The following is a 17,216-nucleotide window of genomic DNA, read 5'->3' as shown; positions in this document are numbered from 1 at the left end:
CCGCGTACAGATCCCTAGGAGGACTGCCCTCCCTCTCAGGCCAGGTGAACGGAAGACCGAACGGTGCGACATCCACTACCGCCCCGCTCGATCTCAAAAGCGTGGGTAAAACGGGGGACAGTCTTGCCATATAAAAAAGATGACCTGCGTTTCCGCAGGTCATCCGCTACATTTTGTCGGGCTGACAGGATTTGAACCTGCGACCCCTTGACCCCCAGTCAAGTGCGCTACCAAGCTGCGCTACAGCCCGATCCCGCCCCGAACCTCAGCCCGGCGCGACATCTCCTAAACCATACCAACCGCTACCCGTGAGCCTTCCCCCGACCCCCCGGCCCCAGCTTCTTCCGGGGCTTCACCGAGAGCTCGATCGGAGTCCCCTCGAACCCGAACTCCTCCCGCAACTTCCGCTCGATGAACCGCAGGTACCCGGCGTCGAACGGCCCGGTAGTGAAGAGCACGAACCGAGGCGGCGCCACCCCGGCCTGAGTCACGAACAGCACGCGAGGAGCCCGCCCACCCCGCACAGGGTGAGGCGTGGCCTGCGTCAAAGCAGTGATCCACTGGTTCAAAGCGCCGGTAGGAATCCGCTGCTCCCACGAGGCGAGGGCCTTCCGCAGAGCAGGCGCGAGCTTGTCCACGGCCCGACCCGTCTTGGCCGAGATGTTCACCCGAACAGCCCAACCCACCCGCTTCATGTCCCGGTCGATCTCCTTGTCCAGGAAGATCCGCCGGTCAGCGTCGACCAGGTCCCACTTGTTATAGGCGATCACCAGAGCCCGCCCAGCCTCGATCACCTGCGAGATGACCCGCTGATCCTGCTCACTGATCACTTCACCGGAGTCCAGCAGCACGACAGCCACCTCAGCGGCTTCGACGGCCCCGGCGGTGCGCAGCGACGCGTAGTACTCCGTACCCGAAGCCTGATGCACCCGCTTCCGCAGCCCAGCCGTATCCACGAACTGCCAGACGTCCCCATCCATCTCGACCAGGCTGTCGACGGGGTCAACCGTGGTGCCGGCGACGGAGTCGACAACAGCCCGCTCTTCACGAGCCAAACGGTTCAGCAGACTCGACTTCCCGACGTTCGGCCGGCCCACCAACGCGACCCGCCGAGGCCCCCGCGGCCCGCCCTCGACAACAGGCGGCGTAGGAGGAAGAGAAGAAAGGATGACATCCAGAAGGTCACCCGACCCACGACCATGCAGAGCCGAAATCGGATAAGGCTCCCCCAGCCCGAGCTGCCACAGCGAGACAGCTTCCAGCTCGAGGTTCTGGTTATCGGCCTTATTCGCGACCAGGATCACCGGCTTGTGACTACGCCGCAGCATCTTCACCGCGGCCTCGTCGACGTCCGTAGCGCCGACGGTCACATCGACGACGAAGATGACCACATCAGCCGTCTGCACAGCGATCTCAGCCTGAGCCGCGATCGCCCGGGCCCGGTCACGAGCATCCGGCTCCCACCCACCGGTGTCGACGACGGTGAACCGCCGCCCACTCCACTGAGCGTCATAGGGAACCCGGTCCCGGGTCACCCCGGCGACGTCCTCGACGACCGCCTGACGACGGCCGATGATCCGGTTCACCAGCGTCGACTTGCCCACGTTGGGGCGCCCGACGACGGCGACAACCGGAACAGGTCCGGAGAAATCGGAATCATCCGAGGAAGAGGACGAAGGCGAGGAGAAGTCCAGACCACCCTCGAAATCGTTGAGATCGAGACCAGCGGGAAGATCAGTCACTTACTTACCTTGCTGTTGAGCAGATCGAGCAGATGCGCCACGACCTCGTCGATGCCCATCCCGGTGGTGTCCACCTCGATGGCGTCGGAGGCCTGGCGCAGCGGGTCGACCGCGCGGCTGGAGTCGAGCTTGTCGCGGCGGGCCAGGTCGGCCTCGGTGGCGGCGACGTCGGTGGCGTCCTCGGCGCTGCGCCGGGCGGCGCGGGCGGCGGCGGACGCGGTCAGGTAGACCTTCAGGTCGGCGTCGGGGGCGACCACGGACGCGATGTCCCGGCCCTCGACGATGATGCGCGGGTGCGCCGCGATGATCGCCTGCTGCAGCGCGACCAGGTGTTTCCGCACGGCCGGCACGGCGGCGACAGCGGAGACGGCCCCGGTGACCTCCGCACCGCGAATGGGCGCGTCGACATTCACCCCATTAGCGGCGAAATGCGGCGCCGAAGGGTCGGTGCCGATCGACAACTCGGTCTCCAGCGCGATCTTCGCGATCGCGTCCGGGTCCGCCAGGTCGGCGCCGCCCTGCAGAACAGCCCAGGTGATGGCCCGGTACATGGCGCCGGTGTCGAGGTAAACACCCTCGACCGCCGCGGCGAGCCGCCGGGAAACAGTGGATTTGCCCGAGCCGGACGGGCCGTCGACGGCGACCACGCACGTTTCCGGCCGTTCCTGAAGCGCCACCGTTCCTCCTGAAGTCCCCACGGCAACCAACCCTCCCATTGTGCCCGTCCATGCCGTCACCGACGAACCGGGGCTCACCACCCCAAAGATCAAAACCTTTCACGGGTACGATCACAGCGCGTCACCAACCGCACCACCGCCGTCCCCGCCCACGACGCGGGCCCCTGCCGTCCCGACGCCGCAGCGCGCCTTTCGCGTGAGGCGAGGCGCAAGCTCTGACCCGTCTACGCTGAGCCCGTGGACCGAACAGATCAGGTCCACCCACCACCCGTACCAGCCTCCATGCGCCAGGACGGCACCGACAAGACCGAGCTGATCGCCTTCTGGGCCCCGATGCTCCACCTGCTTGTCTTCGGCCTCGGCTGGCGCCGCCCCGACCTTGGCCTCGAGCGCTGGTACGAGACCGGCGAGCCGCCGATCCACCCGGCGCTGAGCGTGTTCTCCCGGTGGTGGGGGCCACACATCGAAGACGTCCTGGCCTGGGCCGCCGCCTCGACGAAGATGGCCGCGGCCGGCGAGTCCCTGCTCACCGAATGGCAGCCCTCGGACGACCGCCGCGTCCAGGCGAACTGGCTGGCATCTCGCCGCGACGATCGCAACTGGCTCCGCGTCTGGGGCGGCGACGGCGACGCCTTGCACCTGTCCGACCACGCGAAGTCACCACGCTGGGACTCCCCGGAGCCGACCTACGAACTCGTGACCGGCCCGAACGCCACAGCGCGAGCGACCCTGCTCTGCGACACCTACCAGGGCTGGTACCACGCCCTGTCCCACTGCGGCCTCGCCCAGACCCGCTACCACCGCTCCTGGCAGGTGGACGTGATCGTCAAACCGCTCGGCTGGCTCGGCACCTACCGCCTCTCCCGCGACACCGGCGCGTGGTTCTCCGGCCGCCACAAGTTCCACCTGTGGGGCTGGTAGACCCCCACCGATCAGGCCGGGCAGTCGATCTCGTCGTAGGTGGTGTAGTCCGCGTACCTCAGATGCACCTCGAACCGCAGGCAGACGATCGCGTTCTCCTGGGTCTTGCCCAGGTAGCCGCCCGAGGCCGACATCTCGAACCGTGCCTCCACCCACGCCTGCAGCGCATCCTGCTCGAGCGACGACTCGCCGCCCGATCCCAGCACCTCGCCGCGACGGTCGGTGATGTTCGACGTCAGATACGAGATCCCGCCCGCGCTCATGTCCCCCGCGCTCAGGTTCGCCAGCGACACGTCGACGCTGCGCGCGATCGCCGCCGCGGTCCGGTCGACGGCCTCGGCCCCGGCGTTGCCCCCGCCACCACCACAACCGGTGAGCACAGCCAGCAGCACGACACCGAGAACACCGACGATCTTCACTGTCTCAGGGTAGAAGAGAGGTCATGAGCGTTCGTGCCGTCGTCTCGCTGCTCGCGCTGGCGCTGTCCACCTTCACCTACGTGACGGCCGAGACGCTGCCGATCGGGCTGCTGCCGATGATCGCCGGGGACACCGGGACGACGATCTCGCAGGCCGGGATGCTGGTCACGGTCTACGCGCTGGTGGTGGTGCTCACCTCCGTACCCCTCACCAAAATCACCCACCGCATCCCGCGTCGCATGCTGCTCTGCAGCCTGCTCGCGATCTTCGTGGCCGGGAACGCGGCCTCGGCGGTGCTCGACGGCTATGGGCCGCTCATGGGCGCCCGCATCGTCGTGGCGATGAGCCAGGCCCTCTTCTGGTCGGTGGTCACTCCCGCGACGGCGGCTCTCTTCGAGGCCAGGCTGCGGCCGCGCGCGCTGTCGATTCTGTACGCCGGCAGCTCACTGGGAGCGCTCGCCGGCGTGCCCGCCGGGACGTGGCTGGGACAGCGGCTGGGATGGCAGGCCGCGTTCCTGGCCCTGTCGGGTGTCGGGCTTCTGATCCTCGTCACGATCGTGACGCTGATGCCGAAGACGCCGCCGGCCGAGGCCGAGACGGCGGTGGGCAGCGCGCCGGACGCAGGACGGTACTGGGCGATCGTGGTCTACACGGCGCTCGCGGTGGCCGGTTCGTTCACCGTGCTGACCTACATCAACCCGTTCCTGACCGAGGTGAGCGGCTTCGACGAGTCGGCGGTGAGCCCGCTGCTGTTCGTGCGCGGGCTGGCCGGCCTCGCGGGCGTCTTCGTGGCGGGCTGGCTGGTCGGGCGCAACGGCTGGCTCACCATGGCCCTCATGATCGGGTTGCAGACGGCGGCGCTGTTCGCGCAGTGGGCGTTCGGAACGTCGGCGGCCGCGTCGGTGGTCACCCTCGCTGCCGCCGGTTTCACCCTGGCGTCGATGGCGGCCGCGTTGGGGGTACGGGCCCTCGAAACCGCCCCGAAGAGCACCGACATGGCCGCGGCCGGCACCTCGACCGCCTTCAACGTCGGCATCATGGGCGGTGCGCTGATCGGCGGGGTGCTGATCACCGCGGCCGGGGTGCGGAGCCTGGCCCTGGCCGGCGGGGTCCTGAGCCTGCTGGCCTTCGTGGTCGTCGTCCTCGAACCACGGCTCTCCACCCGGCGTGAGTTCTCTTACTCCTAGATGCTCTTGAAGTTTCAATATCGCGGGCGGATGCTTGTGAAACTTCAACAACATGGGGGTCGGCATGACGGTCACGCTGGATCTGCCAGCCACGAGGGTGCGGACCCGGGTTTCGGTGCCCCTGCGGTTCCCGGACGGATACTCCACCACCGCTGACGTCTTCACGTTCACTGGGCTGGTCGACGGCAAGGAACACCTGGCGCTCGGCCTCGGCCCGTGGCGGGCCACGCTCACCGGCGGCGGCGCGGGCGCAGGAGCCGGCGAGGCTCCTCTGGTCCGGCCGCACAGTGAATGCCTCACCGGCGACGTGTTCGGCAGCGAGCGCTGCGACTGCGGCCCGCAGCTGCGCGAGGCCGTCGAGCGGATCGCCGGGCAGGGCGGGTTCCTGCTCTACCTGCGCCAGGAGGGCCGGGGCATCGGCCTCTACGCGAAACTGGACGCGTACGCGCTGCAGGACACCGGGCTCGACACCTACGAGGCGAACCTGGCGCTCGGCCACGGCGAGGACGAACGCGACTACACCGCTGCCGCGCAGATGCTCACGGCGCTCGGCGTCGACCGGATCCGGCTGCTCAGCAACAATCCGGACAAGGCCACCCAGCTCACCGCGCTCGGCGTCGAGGTGGCCGAGCGGATCCCGACCGAGGTGCACCTGACCGGGGCGAACGCCCGCTACCTGACCGCGAAGCGCGACCACACGGCGCACACCCTCGACCTGCCGCTGGCGGGCTGACATGAGCCTGGTGAAGACCGCCTTCCCGGCGCTCGGCATCGTCCCGGCGCCCCGGATGCCGGACCGCATCGAGTCGGTCGCCACCGACGCCGACTGGATGGACGCCGCCATCACGTTCTCGAAGCTCGCGCCGCGGGTCGGCGACCGGTACGCGGTCGGCGCCATCGTCGTCGACTACGACGGCAGCATCCTGGCGACCGGCTACACCGGCGAGACCGACCCGCACGAGCACGCCGAGGAAGCCGCCCTCGCGAAGATCGCGCCGGGGACGGACCTGTCCCGGGCCACCATCTACACGACGATGGAGCCGTGCACGAGCCGCCGTTCCCGGCCCGCCTCCTGCACCGAGCTCGTCGTCGCGGCCGGCCTGCGCCGCGTCGTGCTGGCCCTGCGTGAGCCGCTCGTCTTCGCCGACTGCGACGGTGTCGGCACCCTGGTCCGGGCCGGCGTCGAGGTGGTCGAGCTGCCCGGCCAGGCCGGCGAGGTTCGCGCCGTCAACGCGCACGTCCTCTCCCCCGGCCAGGCAGGATGAGACCGTGACCGTCTTCCCCGACGTGGTGCAGGCCGCCGGATCCGTGAAGCCGGCCGCCGAGCCCCCGGTTCCGGCCGTCGAGGCTCCGGCGGCCGACGTTCCGGCCTCCGGCACCGAGCCTCGCTGGCTGACCGACCCCGAGATGCGGACCTGGCTCAACCTCGCCCAGGTCCTCATCCTGATGCCCGCGGCCCTGGACCGGCAGCTGCGCGAGGACACCGGGATCCCGCACGCCTACTATCAGATCCTCGCGAACCTCAGCGCCGCCCAGGGCCACTCCATGCGGATGACCGACCTGGCCCGCATGGTCGGCACCACCACGAGCCGCCTCTCGCACGCCGTGGCCAGCCTCGAACAGCGCGGCTGGGTCCAGCGCCAGGCCTGCCCCAGCGACAAGCGCGGCCAGGTCGCCTGCCTCACCGAACTCGGCATGGACACCCTCCGCGCTGCCGCACCCGGCCACGTGGCCGAGGTGCGCCGTCTCGTCTTCGACAACCTGACCGAGGACGAGGTCGCCCAGCTGCGCGAGATCACCGCCAAGGTCCTGCCGGCGCTGAGCCGGGACTGCCGGCGCTGAGCCGGGACTGCCGGCGCTGACTCACCCCCACGGGTTGTCCGGCAGGTTCCACACAGGTTCGGCGTCGCCGCTCGCCGGGTAGGGCTCGTCCTGCCGCCAGCCGTCCACCCGGCCGGTCACCCAGGAGACGGATTCGGGGCGGTCGCCCGTGCCGGCCGCGCAGAACTCGACCAGCGCGGCCCGCACCCTGTCCAGCGGAAGAGCACTGCGCCGGTGGTAGAAGGCCCCGGCGTGCGGGTCCTTCACCACCCGGGGGTCGGCGTCGGCCGGGTCGGGGTTGTCGGTCACCCAGACCTCCTCGTATTTCTCACCCTCGAGCGGCCAGCCCTGCATCACATACCAGGTGAGGGCCCCGAAACCGGTCTCCTGGTTCACCGAGACGAACAGGTGGTTGTCGGTGTCGACGTCGTGCCCCTGCCACGCCTTGCGGGTGAAGGTCAGCTCGGCGACCGGGATGGAGGCGTCCGCCGACAGCGCATCGAGGATCTCCTCGACGACGCCGGCGGGGTCGTCCACCGGGTCGATGAAACGCCAGGTCGTGCCGACCATCACCGCCAGAATCACTACCGCTTCCCCTTGATCTCTGCTTTCTTCATCCCAGCCCGGGATTTGTAGTGAACGTACAAGGTCTGATTCTTGTAGAACAGCGCCCCGACCTGCCGCAGACAGATTCCGCAGGGGCCGTACTTGTTGTTGATGACGACGTGCGCTTCCGTCACCGAACGGTTGTTTCCGAGGTGATAACCGACCCGGCCCTCAACGTGGGTGCTGGATTCGAATTCGTAGTAGGAGACGCCGTCGGCGGGGTCGACGCGCGGTTTCTTGCCCGGATTGTTGATGGCGGGCGACTGGGTGAACGCCTTGTTCACCGCGATGGAGATGGCGTCGTTCTGACTGCCGCTCGTGACGAGACCACCGAGACGGTCCCAGGTGTCGTCGCCGTTGGGTTTCACGACCTGGCCGGTGGTGGGATCGTTGATCCCGCGATCCGGCAGGCTGTCGGCGATGTCCTCGAGGGACTCGCAGTTGGCGTTGTGGACGAGGACCGGTGTGCCGCCACCGACCACGTAGTAGGTGTGCAGGCCCGCGACGGTGAGGTTGTGGACCCGGGTGCTGGCGTCGCGGTGGTCGATCGCCGCGATCTGGACGTACGTGCCGGCGCTGGTCCGCAGCCACTGCTGCGGTGACAGCAGCCCGGCGTCGACCCAGGTGCCGAGGTCGGCGACCCAGAACGGGTGCCTGTCGGTCGCCGTGACGGTGGCCGTCCGGTCACCGCGGTCGCCGTCGAGGTCGACGGTGACGTCGACGAGCTTCTTGTCGCCGGTGCCGAGGATCGTGGCGGTGACCGGCTTCGCCGCGGTGAGCCCGGTGACCGGATCGGTGGCGAGGACCCGATCGCCGACCTTCACGTGCTCGATGGCGACGGTGGCGCCGTTCGCCAGCAGCACCGGTGTGCCCGGCAGGAAGCTGTTCGACGCCCCGGTGCGCTTGCAATCGGGATCCCTGTCCTTGCGCTTCTTCCGGAGCTTGGCGAGATCCCGCAGCGCGTCACGGCGCTTCTGCGCGTCCTTGATGTTCTTCAGGAAGGTGATCAGCTTCGGGACGAGCTTGCCGAGCTTGTACGTGGCCTTGACCATCTTGACGGCGCCGAGCAGCCCGACCAGGGTCCACAGGCAGGCGACGACATTGCCGTCCCGGACGCAGGAGACCAGGTCCCCGGCACCGGACAGGTCCCAGAACAGGTCCTCGGCCTCGGCCTTGATGAAGTCCAGGACGCTCATCCCGGCCGCCTGCTCGGCCTGGCGCAGCTGCTCCTGCTCCTCGGGGGTGAGGTACTGCCACAGGTCCGCTTCGGTGGCTTCCGGCGGGATGCTGGCCATGGCGTCGGCGAGTTCCTGCGCCGCCCGCTGCCGTTCGGCCTCCTCGGCCCGGTCCGCCGCCTTCTGCGCGTCGGTGGCGTGCTGCAGCGCCTGGTCGGACGCCGCCGCGGCGCTGTCGGCGTACTGCTGCGCCTCATCGGCGGCCTGCCGGGCCTTGACCGCGTCGGACTCCGCCCGGGACGCGATGTCACGCGCGGCGGCGGCGTCGTTCTCGGCGTCGGTGGCGGCCCGGTCGGCGGCGTCGGCCGCTTCCCGTGCCTGCTGGGCGGTGCGTCCCGCGATGGCGGCGTCGTTGGCGGCCTGGTTGGCGAACTGTCGCGCGGCGGCGGCGTCGGCGCGTGCCTGGGCGTCAGCACGCGCGGCGCCGGCCGCTGCGGCCCGGGCGGCGGCGCCGTCGGCGGCGGCCTGCGCCGCCGACTGCCGGGCCTGGGCCGCCGAGACCGCGGCGTCGGCGGCCGAGTGCGCCGCCGCCGCTGCCGAGAGGTACGCCGGTCGCACCTGGTCGGCGGCGTTCCGCGCGGCCGTGTCCGCCGCCTCCGCGGCGTTCTGTGCCTCGGTGGCCCGGGCCTGCGCCGCTTCGGCCTGCTCGGTGCCGATGACCTCGGCCTGCGCGGCGACCTGCGCCACGAAGTCGGCGTCGATGTCGGCGCCGGTGAACGGGCTCACCATGCCGATCGCGGTGTTCGCCGGCGCGGCGATGCCGGCCGACGACTGCGCCGCCGCGGCCGCGGACCGGACCGCGGATTCGGCCTGCTCGCTCGCGGCGACCGCCTCGTTGCGGGCGCCCTCCGCCTCGGCCTTCGTCCGGTCGGCCGCCCACAGCGCCCGCACCGACTGCTCGGCCGCCTGATTCGCCAGCTGCTGCGCCCTGGTCGCCGCGTCGGCCGCCTTCGCCTGCTGCGCGGTCGCCTCGGCCGCCTTCGCATCGGCCCGGACCCGGGCGGCGTGCGTGGCCCGCGCGCCCGCCTCGGCCTTGTCCGCCGCCTGATCGGCGGCGGCGGCAGCCGCGTCGGCCGCCTGCGCGGCCGCCCATGCACGATCCGCGGCGGCGTCGGCCTGGGTGGCGGCGGCGCGGGCGTTCGCGGCCGCGCCGGTGGCGGTGTTCGCCGACGCCCGCGCCGAGCGCGCGGCCGTGGAGGCGATGCCGGCCTGCCGGTCCGCCTCGTCGGCCTGCGCCTGGGCCTCCCGCCGCTCCTCCTCGGTCTCGGCGTGCGCGGCGGCGGCCCGGAGCGCCTGCGCCCTGGCCTTGGCGGTCTGCTCCTCGCGCTCGGCCGTCATGGCCTGGTCGCGGGCGTCGCGGGCGACGCCCTCCTGCTGCCAGGCCCGGTTGTTCGCGTTCGACGCGGCGACGCCGGCGGCTTCGGACTTCTGCCGCGCCTGCTCGGCGATCGCCCCCTGCGCGTCGGCGGCGGCGCGGGCGTTGCGGGCGATGTTGGCCTGCTTCTCCGCCTCGGCGCGCCGCTCCTCCGCCACGGCGCGCTCCGTCGCGGCGATGTCGCGCTGCCGCTTGGCCTCCTCGGCCTGCGCCTTCGCGATCTCCTTCTGCTGCCGGACCTTCTCCGCCTCGGCCCACGCCTTGGCCTCGGCCGCCTGCGCCTGCTCGCGGGCGGTCTTGGTCCGCGCCGCCGCGGTCTTCGCGGCGTCGGCCTGCTTCTTCGCCGCCGCCGCCAGCTTCGCCGCCGCGACCGCGTGCTCGGCCGCGTGGTTCTTCCAGTCCAGGGCCAGCTGCGCGTGCGCCTTGGCCTTCGCCTCGGCGTCCTGCGCCGCGTTCGTCGCGATGGTGGCGTCGACCGCATGACCGGCCGTGGTGATCGCGCCGGCCGCCGCGGTGGCGGCCTCGCTCATCCCGACGGCCATCGCCGCCCACTCCACCCCATACGTCAGGCCGGTCTCCTCCAAAACCTGCACCGCCGTCCGGGCGGACGCCGACGCCGCCTGCGCGTCCTGAACCGCCTGCTCGGCGTCCTCCAGGTCGTTTGCGATCTGCTGCTTGGCCAGGTTCAGGTCACCGGCTTTGCTCGCGGTCGTGCCCGACCCTGCGAGGACCCGTTGGCTGTGCCGGGCCGCGTTGGCGGCACCGGCCATCGCGTTGGCCGACCGCTGCAGGGCACGGACCCCGTCGCCGTGCGCCACCATGATCTGCACCCGGGCCTGGTTCGCCCGCTCGGCCCGCTTGGCCAGATCGCTCAGCTGCTCGGCGGCCCTGTTCCGTTCCTCCAGATCAGCCAGATACCGCTCCCGGGCCTGCGCGTCCGCCTGCGCCGCCACCGCGTACCCGGTCTTGAAATACGCCTCGACCGCGGCGTCATCACCGGACAACGCCCGCTCCGCCGCCGCCCGGACCTGCGAACCCTCCGGCGCGGCGGCCGCGAACACCCGCAACCGTTCCCGCAACTGCGCGGCCCGCTCCCGCGCGTCATCGATCTTCGCCTGATCACGCGCCCGGGCGATGTCCGCGCCATAGGCCAAGAACGTCACCCGGTCGTAATCGCTGCCCCGGTAGACCCGCTCCGCCTCGGCATTGAAGTAGCCGCCCGCTACCCCCGTACCCAACAGGCTCTTGACCTTGGCGAGACGCTCCGTCGCCTCCTTCGCCTTGCGGTCACTGACCTGCTTGGAGATCACCGGCATCTGGGTCAGCGCCCACTGCCGGATCGCCGCCGCATCACCGGTCGCCAGGATCTTCAGCGCCGCGTCGCGGACCTCCGGCTCCTCGGTCAACTCCGCCAGATCGGAGATCGACTTCACCCAGCGCTCATTGCTGGTGACGACGCCGGTGCTGCCGTTCCACTCCTCGGTCACCAGCGGCGGCACCGGGATGGGAGCGCCGGTGTCCTCGGCCGCCGCGGGTTCCTGCGACGGCGCGGCCATTGCGGGCGGCGCGTGCAGTCCGGCGCCGAACACCACGGCGGCGAGGAGCCCGGTCAGACCCGTACGGATCCTGGTTTTCAGGAAAGGGCCGGAAAATGGAGACGCCAAAGGCGGCCGTGCGCGCACTATTACCCCCGTAAATAAGGCTTACGAGCCGGGGGTGGCCGGCCACCAGGGAAATGCCGGAAAAACGGGTCCTGGATTCACGCCGGCGCGACCGACGCCGCTGCCATGTGCAGCCGCAGTCAATCATGGTGATGGATATGACGCAACGCCCTCAGCGCATAACCGGTCGCCACGGGGAGCGGCGATGGGGCATCCTGACCGGCATGGAATGGGTGAGGATCCTCGGCACGGTGACGCAGCGACCCGGGCCGGCCGTGCGGGGTTGACTGCGGGATCGCGGCGTCGACTGGATGCCGTTCGGAGACGAGGCGGTCCGGGTCGACGTGATGTGCGGGCGGAGCGCCGACGGCCGCTGGTGGTGCGACCGATCAATCTCGGTCAAGGCCGAGGAGCTGCGCCGGATCGGACTGCATCCGGATCAGCCGAGCGCCGTGGTGGACGGCTCGAGCCCGCCGCAGTGGTGGCACGCCGAGGCGGAGAGGAGATTCCGGTGAGCGGTGTGGAGGTCCGGGCGCACGACCCGGCGTGGAGGGACCGCGCGCGGCGGGCGATCGCCGAGGTGACCGGTGCGCTGCCCGGGCTGGTCGTCGCGGCCGAACATGTGGGCAGCACCGCCGTGCCCGGGCTCGCCGCCAAACCGATCATCGACCTGATGGTGTCCGCCGACGACCTCGATGCCGTGGTCGCGGCCGAGGACCGGCTCGCGGCGATCGGGTACCGGCGGCGGGACACGGGCATGCCGGAGCGGCTGTTCTACCAGCGGGACGGGCATCACCTGCACGTCGTCACCACCGCGTCGTGGGACACCCGCAACGAGCGGATCCTGCGCGACCATCTGCTGGCGAACCCGGCCGACCGGGAGGCCTACGCCCGGCTCAAGCGGGAGCTGGCCGGCAACGACCCGGACACCTACACGCGCGGGAAGACCGCCCTGATCCAGCGCATGGTGGACGACGCCCGGGATCGGCTGGGCCTGCCCCGGGTGGACGTCTGGGAGTGACCGTGGTGTCACCCATCTACGCTCATGGTTGTGACCAGTGATGGCGTAGTGCTCCTCCAGTTCGTCACGCCCGGCGACCCGGCCCGTGCCGAAGATCTGCTCCGCGAGCTTCACCACGACGTCGCCGATTTGTTCCGCGGCGAGCTCAAGCCCTTCCTGGTCACCGCGCCGGCGCCGCGGGACGAGGTGCCCGCGAAGGACGTCACCGCGGTCGCCGAGTGGGTGGGCGTGGCCGCCACGGCCGCGCCGGTCCTGATCGATCTGCTGCGGCTGGCCGCCGAGTGGGCCGGCCGGGCCAAGAACCCGGTGCGGGTGAAGCTCGGCGACGACGAACTGGTGCTCGGCAACGCCACCGCGGAGCAGCAGCAGAAGATCGTCGACGCCTTCGTAGCGCGCCACGGCGAGACGTGAGATGACCGCGACGGCGGGCGACCGCGTACCGGCGCCGTCACTGCCGAACCTGCGGCGTCACGCGCTCGTGATCGCCAACTCGATCTACGACCACGCCGAGATCATGGACCTGGTCGCACCCGGGCACGACGCCGAGCGGATGACGGCGATGCTCGCCGACCCGGACATCTGCGACTTCGCGGTGACCACGCTCGTCGACGCCGACTCGCAGCAGGTGACGCGCGCCCTCAACCAGATCTTCAACCAGTCCGACCCGGACGACTACATCCTGGTCTACTACTCCGGTCACGGCATCAAGGACGGCAAGGGCCGGCTCTACCTCGCCACCCGCGACACCGACCCGGACATGCTGCCCGCGACCTCGGTGTCGGCCCGGAACCTGCGGACGTTCTCCGACGACTCGCACTGCGACCGCCAGGTGGTGATCCTCGACTGCTGCCACAGCGGCGCCTACGACAAGGGAGCGGCGGCCGGCGGCCTGATCGACACCGACCCCGACCTGGCCGAGGCGCTGCCGACCGGCCGGTGCCTGCTCACCGCGACCCGGCAGGCGGAGTCCGCGCAGCAGCGCCGCATCGAGGACCACGCGATCGACGGCTCGGTGTTCACCATGGCCCTGATCGAAGGGATCCTCACCGGCGAGGCGGACACCACCGGTGCGGGGCTGATCAGCGTCCTCAACGCCTACCGGCACGCCTACGTCACGGTTCGCCGGCAGCAACTGCGGCAGCACCCGCAGTTCCGCATCAAGGGCGCCGAGGGCAGCGGCTCGCTGATCCTGGCGCGCAATCCGCGGGGCATCGACCCCGACGCCCGGCAGATCGCGCACCTCGTGGACCTGCTGGGCGAACCGAACGAGGAGGTCCGGCGCCTGGCCGTACAGATGCTCGGCAGCCTGGCCCTGGACCCGCGCCCAGGAACCGCGATGTGGGCTCGCCGCGTGCTGCAGGAGCAGGCGGACGGCGTCGATCCGGAGCTGGCGGCGCTGGCACGGAGCTTGATCCCACCGCCGGACGGCACACTTCCTCAGCCGATCCCGCAGCCGGGCCCCTCACCCCAGCCGGACCCGCAGCCGGACCCCTCGCCTCGGCCGGAGCCGGCACCCTCGCCGCGACCGGCCCCGACCTGGCCGCCGGAGCCGACTCCGGAGCCGACCTCGGAGCCGACCTCGGAGCCGACTCCGGAGCCGACTCCGGAGGCGGCGACACCCGACGGCACCCGGCCGGACTACCTCGACGACGACTTCGGCTACAACGACCCGGCCTTCGACACCGGCTACTACGACACCGGCTCCAGGGCGGCACGCGACAAGGATCCCGACGAGTACGAACCTCCCCCGTTCGCCGAGTTCGACGACCTGCCGGATGTCGCCGACCCGCGAGGCGTCTTCAACCCGCGGCGGATCCTGCCTCTCGAGGACGAGCCGTCCACCCTGGTGGCCCGCTACCTGTTCCCCACCGAGCGGTACCGCGGCGAGTGGAAGCGGCATCCGGTCTACCTGTTCCGCGCGATCGTGGTGACCGGCGCGTCCGCGGCCGGCGCCTATCTGGTGCACCTCCGGCCGGGGGCGACCGAGACGTTGCTGGCGCGTCCACTGCCGGACTGGATGCCGTTCACCATCCCGGCCACGGTCCACGGCGTACCCCGCACCACGGTCCTGATGTGGGCACTGATCGCGCTCGCGGTGATCGGTCTCGGACACGAGCTCGGCTACGCGACCTGGCGGCTCGTCCTCACCAACAAGCGCCTCATGATCGTGCGAGGGCTGTTCTTCCGCCGCGTCGTCGCCCACCCGCTGACGAAGCTCGCCGACGCCCGCTTCCGGCAGACGCCGCTGGGCCGGCTCGGCGGGTGGGGGACCCTGATCGTCTACAGCGGCGTGCTGCCGATCCGGCGCATCCGGTACGTCCCGAACCCGTACGAGTTCTACCTGCGGATGGCCGAGGAGACGTACGAGCCGGAGGCGGTGGAGGCCCGGCTCGGCAAGGACATGACGGGCGACGACGACTACTGACGGATCAGCGGGACCACCGCCTCCAGGTACGGCTCGCGGACCACATAACGCGTGATCCCCCACTGCTGCTCGTGGCGGCGGATCGCGGCGCGGATCTCGTCGAGGGTCCCGATCAGGGCGAACGGCGCGTCCAGCAACTCCTCCACCGGGATCCCGATCCGGTCGGCGTGCGGCTTCGCGGCAGCCGACGCGTCGTCCGTCACCTCGACGATCTGGACGAGGGCCTCCAGGACCGGCTTTCGCTCAGCGGCCCCGAGACGCACCTGCGCGATCTGGTGCTCGATCTGCGCCCTCCCCCACCGCGCCTCGTGCCGGTGACCGTCCGGCAGCGTCCGCCCCAGCCCGCTCAGCCCCACGATGTCGGCGTGCTCGGCCGCCCACCGCAGCAGCCGCGAATTGGCGGTGCCGATCGTCATCGGCACGCGATCCTGCACCGGGCGCGGGCCTTCGAGACCACCATCCAGCAGTTCCCGCACGGCCAGGGCCACCGCGACACACCTTTCAACCCTTCCGTGTACGCCGGGCCGCACCCGGCCTACGGCCTCCCACTCGGCCGGCGTGTGCCCCGCTCCGAGGCCGACGATGGCCCGCCCACCGGAGACGACGTCGAGGGTGGCGACGTCGGCCGCCAGATGCACGGCCTCGCGTACCCCCGCATTGCTCACATTGGACCCCAGCCGGATCCGCGACGTCACGGCAGCGGCCGCGGCGAGGGCCACGAACGGCGATGCGCTCGTGCCGGGATGGTCGGCGGCCAGCAGCGCGTCGAAGCCGAGCTCCTCGGCGCGGATGGCCAGTTTCAGCCACGAGCCGGCGTCGGTGGGCTGGGCTTGCAGCGAGAAGACGGTCACGGGCCGAGCATGACATCGTGCGGCTCACCCGCGAAACGTTTCTGCGCGCAGCAGAGGCACGCCGTCGCCGGTGTCGAGCCGGCGCGGCGCCAGGGACCGCGACCAGGGTTCGTCCCTGGCTCGACCGGGGACCGTGCACGGGCAGTCTGGTGGCACCGAGAAGACGAAGGAGCCACGCAGATGTCCACGATCCGCCTCCACCAGCACACCACCGTCACCCCCGAGCAGTTCGTCGCGGCGATCACCGACTTCGGGCCGGGCCGGCAGAAGATCTTCGGCAACAGCGCGGACGCCGATCTGCGGGTCCACGCGCTCGGCGCCACCACTGCCGACGTGACCGAGGGGTCGGGCGGGATCTGGGAGCGGCTCAGCTACGACTGGTCGGATGTGCGTCGCGTGACGATGCGGACGACCGACTCCAATGTCTGGGGTGGGGAGTCCGGTCACACGTACACATTGACGCCCTTGACCGACGGCACCACCGACATCGACGTCGTCGTGGTGCGGGACGGGAAGAACCTGAAGGGGCGCACGCTGGGGTTCCTGTTCCGGTTCGCGGGGAGGAGTTTCCTCGGCAAGGCTCTCGCCGGCACGGTTGCGGCGGTCGAGGCACGGGTCGCCTCGGATCGCTGACCGGATAAATCCAGATTTATCCGGTCAGGGAAGAGGTGGTGGTCAGCCCATTCGGGGCGGTGGGATCGGCAGCGGTGTCGCGCCGGCGGGACGCAATCCGTCGAAGATGATGGACAGGTAGCGGCGCCACAGGTCGGGGACGGGATTCGGGGCGAAACCGGCCACGTGGCCGGGCGCGCACATGAGCAGCACCACGTCGGCGCCGGTGATGTCGGGGCGGATCGCGCCGGCGTCCCGGGCTCGGGTGACCAGCCTGTCGATCAGGGTGAACATCGCGGTACGCGCCTCGGTGAGCCTTGCGTTGACGGCGTTCGCCTGCTGGAGGACGGTCATGTCGTTCCTCTGCTGACGGTCGGCGGCCAGGGTCAGGAACTCGAGCAGCGCCGCGCCCGGATCCGCCGACTCGAGCAGGCCGCGGCCCGCTGCCGTGAGCGCGTCCATCCGGTCCAGCATCACGGCCGCGAGCAGGTCGTCCTTCGTCGGGAAGTGGCGGAACACGGTTCCCTTGCCGATCCCGGCCCGGGCCGCAATGTCGGCGACCGAGGCGTCCATGCCGTGCTCGGCGAACGCCTCCTCGGCGGCGGTCAGCAGCAGGGCCCGGTTCCGGGCGGCGTCGGCGCGCATGGTGGCGATTATAAGTTG

The 17,216-nt window shown here is 70.8% G+C and carries 17 protein-coding genes and 1 tRNA gene; 10 read left to right on the top strand and 8 right to left on the bottom strand.

Annotated features, from left to right (window positions below; translation table 11 throughout):
* Nucleotides 1–176 precede the first annotated feature (176 nt).
* The 3 genes from AB0G10_RS26010 to cmk all read right to left on the bottom strand — a co-directional run bounded on the left by AB0G10_RS26010 (nucleotide 177) and on the right by cmk (nucleotide 2,419).
* Nucleotides 177–250: transfer RNA gene (locus AB0G10_RS26010), tRNA-Pro, on the bottom strand.
* A gap of 52 nt (nucleotides 251–302) precedes the next feature.
* Nucleotides 303–1,694, bottom strand: coding sequence for a ribosome biogenesis GTPase Der (gene der / locus AB0G10_RS26005; RefSeq protein ID WP_360927930.1), 1,392 nt, complete (start codon nucleotides 1,692–1,694; stop codon nucleotides 303–305).
* Between the two features lie 44 nt (nucleotides 1,695–1,738).
* A complete protein-coding gene (gene cmk / locus AB0G10_RS26000; RefSeq protein ID WP_360926746.1) occupies nucleotides 1,739–2,419 on the bottom strand; it encodes a (d)CMP kinase in 681 nt (226 codons plus the stop codon).
* Between the two features lie 237 nt (nucleotides 2,420–2,656).
* Here cmk and AB0G10_RS25995 point away from each other — a divergent pair, with 237 nt between their 5' ends.
* The gene (locus AB0G10_RS25995; protein WP_360926743.1) at nucleotides 2,657–3,340 is read left to right on the top strand and encodes a hypothetical protein; all 684 of its coding nucleotides are present in this window, start codon (nucleotides 2,657–2,659) and stop codon (nucleotides 3,338–3,340) included.
* Nucleotides 3,341–3,351: 11 nt separating this feature from the next.
* Here AB0G10_RS25995 and AB0G10_RS25990 read toward each other — a convergent pair whose 3' ends face one another.
* The gene (locus tag AB0G10_RS25990; protein ID WP_360926740.1) at nucleotides 3,352–3,759 is read right to left on the bottom strand and encodes a hypothetical protein; all 408 of its coding nucleotides are present in this window, start codon (nucleotides 3,757–3,759) and stop codon (nucleotides 3,352–3,354) included.
* A gap of 23 nt (nucleotides 3,760–3,782) precedes the next feature.
* Here AB0G10_RS25990 and AB0G10_RS25985 point away from each other — a divergent pair, with 23 nt between their 5' ends.
* The 4 genes from AB0G10_RS25985 to AB0G10_RS25970 all read left to right on the top strand — a co-directional run bounded on the left by AB0G10_RS25985 (nucleotide 3,783) and on the right by AB0G10_RS25970 (nucleotide 6,788).
* On the top strand, nucleotides 3,783–4,946 hold the full coding sequence (locus tag AB0G10_RS25985; protein WP_360926737.1) for an MFS transporter: 1,164 nt from the start codon (nucleotides 3,783–3,785) through the stop codon (nucleotides 4,944–4,946).
* A gap of 64 nt (nucleotides 4,947–5,010) precedes the next feature.
* The gene (ribA, locus tag AB0G10_RS25980) at nucleotides 5,011–5,679 is read left to right on the top strand and encodes a GTP cyclohydrolase II (RefSeq protein WP_360926734.1); all 669 of its coding nucleotides are present in this window, start codon (nucleotides 5,011–5,013) and stop codon (nucleotides 5,677–5,679) included.
* Nucleotides 5,680–5,734: 55 nt separating this feature from the next.
* Nucleotides 5,735–6,211 carry a deaminase gene (locus tag AB0G10_RS25975; RefSeq protein ID WP_360927927.1) on the top strand — a complete coding sequence of 159 codons (477 nt, stop codon included), beginning with the start codon at nucleotides 5,735–5,737 and terminating at the stop codon, nucleotides 6,209–6,211.
* A 4-nt stretch (nucleotides 6,212–6,215) separates the two neighbouring features.
* Nucleotides 6,216–6,788 carry a MarR family transcriptional regulator gene (locus AB0G10_RS25970; RefSeq protein WP_360926731.1) on the top strand — a complete coding sequence of 191 codons (573 nt, stop codon included), beginning with the start codon at nucleotides 6,216–6,218 and terminating at the stop codon, nucleotides 6,786–6,788.
* Nucleotides 6,789–6,809: 21 nt separating this feature from the next.
* Here the strand turns inward: AB0G10_RS25970 and AB0G10_RS25965 are convergent, their stop codons facing one another.
* On the bottom strand, nucleotides 6,810–7,352 hold the full coding sequence (locus AB0G10_RS25965) for an Imm1 family immunity protein (RefSeq protein ID WP_360926728.1): 543 nt from the start codon (nucleotides 7,350–7,352) through the stop codon (nucleotides 6,810–6,812).
* Complete coding sequence (locus AB0G10_RS25960; protein WP_360926725.1) at nucleotides 7,352–11,575, bottom strand: polymorphic toxin-type HINT domain-containing protein; 4,224 nt, start codon at nucleotides 11,573–11,575, stop codon at nucleotides 7,352–7,354. The genes AB0G10_RS25965 and AB0G10_RS25960 overlap by 1 nt, the downstream gene beginning before the upstream one ends.
* A gap of 380 nt (nucleotides 11,576–11,955) precedes the next feature.
* On the opposite strand from AB0G10_RS25960, the gene AB0G10_RS25955 reads away from it, so the two are divergent.
* The 4 genes from AB0G10_RS25955 to AB0G10_RS25940 are packed head-to-tail and all read left to right on the top strand — an operon-like array spanning nucleotide 11,956 to nucleotide 15,090.
* A complete protein-coding gene (locus AB0G10_RS25955) occupies nucleotides 11,956–12,159 on the top strand; it encodes a hypothetical protein (protein ID WP_360926722.1) in 204 nt (67 codons plus the stop codon).
* Nucleotides 12,156–12,665 (top strand): GrpB family protein, encoded by a 510-nt coding sequence (locus tag AB0G10_RS25950; RefSeq protein WP_360926719.1) that lies wholly within the window; start codon nucleotides 12,156–12,158, stop codon nucleotides 12,663–12,665. The genes AB0G10_RS25955 and AB0G10_RS25950 overlap by 4 nt, the downstream gene beginning before the upstream one ends.
* 30 nt (nucleotides 12,666–12,695) lie before the next feature.
* Nucleotides 12,696–13,076, top strand: a complete 381-nt coding sequence (locus tag AB0G10_RS25945) for a hypothetical protein (protein WP_360926716.1) — start codon at nucleotides 12,696–12,698, stop codon at nucleotides 13,074–13,076.
* A gap of 1 nt (nucleotide 13,077) precedes the next feature.
* The gene (locus AB0G10_RS25940) at nucleotides 13,078–15,090 is read left to right on the top strand and encodes a caspase family protein (protein ID WP_360926713.1); all 2,013 of its coding nucleotides are present in this window, start codon (nucleotides 13,078–13,080) and stop codon (nucleotides 15,088–15,090) included.
* Here the strand turns inward: AB0G10_RS25940 and AB0G10_RS25935 are convergent.
* Nucleotides 15,084–15,941 carry an LLM class flavin-dependent oxidoreductase gene (locus AB0G10_RS25935; RefSeq protein ID WP_360926711.1) on the bottom strand — a complete coding sequence of 286 codons (858 nt, stop codon included), beginning with the start codon at nucleotides 15,939–15,941 and terminating at the stop codon, nucleotides 15,084–15,086. The genes AB0G10_RS25940 and AB0G10_RS25935 overlap by 7 nt on opposite strands.
* 180 nt (nucleotides 15,942–16,121) lie before the next feature.
* Between AB0G10_RS25935 and AB0G10_RS25930 the strand changes: the two genes are divergently transcribed.
* Nucleotides 16,122–16,574 carry a hypothetical protein gene (locus AB0G10_RS25930; protein WP_360926708.1) on the top strand — a complete coding sequence of 151 codons (453 nt, stop codon included), beginning with the start codon at nucleotides 16,122–16,124 and terminating at the stop codon, nucleotides 16,572–16,574.
* A gap of 42 nt (nucleotides 16,575–16,616) precedes the next feature.
* Here the strand turns inward: AB0G10_RS25930 and AB0G10_RS25925 are convergent, their stop codons facing one another.
* Nucleotides 16,617–17,198, bottom strand: a complete 582-nt coding sequence (locus tag AB0G10_RS25925) for a helix-turn-helix domain-containing protein (protein WP_360926705.1) — start codon at nucleotides 17,196–17,198, stop codon at nucleotides 16,617–16,619.
* Nucleotides 17,199–17,216: the final 18 nt, after the last annotated feature.

It is taken from the genome of Actinoplanes sp. NPDC023714 (genome assembly GCF_040639855.1).
Taxonomy (GTDB): Bacteria; Actinomycetota; Actinomycetes; order Mycobacteriales; family Micromonosporaceae; genus Actinoplanes.
Note: the sequence above shows the minus strand (reverse complement) of the source record. Positions and strands in the feature narration are given on the sequence as shown.